Consider the following 1,618-nt stretch of genomic DNA (forward strand, 5'->3'; position numbering starts at 1 on the left):
ATCGATCGGCGCATCGGCCGGGCTGGTGGGCGTCGGGGTGGCAGTGGCAGTCAGCGTTGTGGGGATCGGGGTCGCGGTGGTTGCAACAGGGGTTGCCGGGGGTGCTTCCGTTCCGGATGTGCAGCCGGCGAAGAGTACGGCAAGCACGACCAGCAGACCTGACAGGAAAATTGCCGATGATTTCATAACGGAAGGTCTGCGGTTACTTATCTTATGGTTTACGCTTGGATGCGAAAAACGGGAGAGAGGCGGGTCAGCGCCCCAGGATCTTCCGGAGCTGCACGAACTCCTCAACCGAGTACTGGCCCTCTGCAGTCGTGTCGCCCATGTGACAATACACGAACTCGGAGCCAACAAGCGGGAGCATGGCCCGTGCGTGCCGGAACTGTCCGCCCATCACGCCAGTGCAGATCGGTTTGGTTGCGGCCTGCGTGAAGGTGAGGAGTTCGATCACATCCTCCTCCTTCTCCGGGGTGACCACGATCTTGGGGATATCGCCATACGCCCGGAGCTCGCGCTCCATGACAAAGAGGATGTAAAGCGGGACCATCCGGGCCGCATGGTGCGAGGCAATGATCTTCTTTCCCGCTTCACGGATCGCGGGTGCGGCCCGGGCAAACGGCTGCTCGATATCAACATAGTCTGCGAATGGAAGGAGCGGTTCGACATTCTTCATCCACTCCTCCGGTGTTCCGAAAAAACGCCCCCCTTCCTGTGCGGAGCGGAGCGTGAGGATAACGGGAAGCGACGTTGCTGCTTTTGCATCCCTGACCTGCTGCGTGCGGTCTCCATCGTACAGGTCGACGCGCAGTTCCACCAGGTCGGCGCCCTGTTGTTCTGCCAGCGCTGCTTTCGCGGGATCCGTGAGAGCGGCAACAATCTTCATGATTCTATCATTCTCTTGTCCTTTCACCCACAAAAGCGTACCGGAAGTGAGGCCCCAGACCCTGGCCATTGACGGGACTTCATGGTGACTGACCATGAACCGGTATACCCGGGAAATTTATAACGACGATACCTGTTTATGATAGTGCACATCAAATCCTGTATCAGCAGCCCATGGATGACAAACGCCCGATCAACTTCCCCTTGCACAACACCGGTACGCTTGCAGTATCCGCAGCCATCATTATCCTCCTCCCCCTGCCTGTTGCCTATATCACGGGCCAGTCCCTGATGGTAACGCTGGCCCTCATGGCGAGCACGTTCATCATCGAGTACGGGGCAGCCCCGGTCGGGATCTTCGGGGGCCTTGATCGTATCTTCGTCCTCTTCGTGCTCTCCTGCATCGCGCTCGGGGTCACCCTCCTTCTCTTCTGCCTCTGCGGAGCCCTGGAGGCGCACTGGCCACGCGTGGCACGCTTCCTGGAAAAGAGCAGGAGCAGGGCAAAATCATCCCCGTTTCTCGCGAAGTATGGTATCGTTGGCCTCGTTCCTCTCGTGATAGTACTGGGATTCTATGTCTGCGCCCCGGCAGCCTGCATTCTCGGATGGCGGCGCGACTATGCAACGATCCTTATCATGGCGGGGTATATTTTCGCCAGTATCGTGACCATCCTCCTGACCCATGGTGCAACCATGGTGTTCCTTCCTGTGGCCTGATACCCTGTGTCTCCTC

General features: G+C 58.5%; 3 protein-coding genes. 1 reads left to right on the top strand and 2 read right to left on the bottom strand.

Going from position 1 to position 1,618, the window contains the following annotated elements; all coding sequences use genetic code 11:
- A partial coding sequence (locus CW742_RS12245) for a hypothetical protein (RefSeq protein WP_292420767.1) occupies positions 1-186 on the bottom strand: 186 nt, incomplete at its 3' end.
- Positions 187-253: 67 nt separating this feature from the next.
- Positions 254-886 (bottom strand): type I 3-dehydroquinate dehydratase, encoded by a 633-nt coding sequence (locus tag CW742_RS12250; protein ID WP_292420768.1) that lies wholly within the window; start codon positions 884-886, stop codon positions 254-256.
- Positions 887-1,059: 173 nt separating this feature from the next.
- On the opposite strand from CW742_RS12250, the gene CW742_RS12255 reads away from it, so the two are divergent.
- Entirely contained in the window at positions 1,060-1,602 is a 543-nt protein-coding gene (locus CW742_RS12255; protein WP_292420770.1) for a small multi-drug export protein, read from the top strand.
- Positions 1,603-1,618: the final 16 nt, after the last annotated feature.

Source organism: Methanoregula sp. (genome assembly GCF_002835825.1).
GTDB lineage: Archaea > Halobacteriota > Methanomicrobia > Methanomicrobiales > Methanospirillaceae > Methanoregula.